This window comes from Streptomyces katrae (assembly GCF_000966975.1).
Taxonomy (GTDB): Bacteria; Actinomycetota; Actinomycetes; order Streptomycetales; family Streptomycetaceae; genus Streptomyces; species Streptomyces katrae.
In genome coordinates, this window is sequence record NZ_JZWV01001821.1 from 1 (window position 1) to 266 (window position 266).

Annotated in this window: 1 pseudogene; it reads left to right on the forward strand. The window is 84.2% G+C overall.

The features are described from left to right. Positions 1 to 266: pseudogene (locus VR44_RS49485) on the forward strand (2-oxoglutarate dehydrogenase, E2 component, dihydrolipoamide succinyltransferase); the annotation flags it as partial.

Here is a 266-nt window from a genome sequence, read left to right on the forward strand (position 1 = left end):
GGCCCCCACCGAGGCCGTCGCGCAGCCGGAGGCCCCGGCCGCGGGGGCGACCCCCGCGGACACGGTGCTCCAGGCCGCCGACGCCCCCGAGGCCCCGGCTGCCCCCGCCGACCCCGCCGCGGTGGCCGACGTACCGGCCCAGCAGGCCCCCGAGGCCGCCGAGGCGGCACAAACCGTCGCCGCCGACACCGAGCCCGCCCCGGCCGACGGCGAAGCCGCCGCAGAGGCCCCCGCCGAACCCCGGCCCTCCGTCGGCGAGCCGGCCT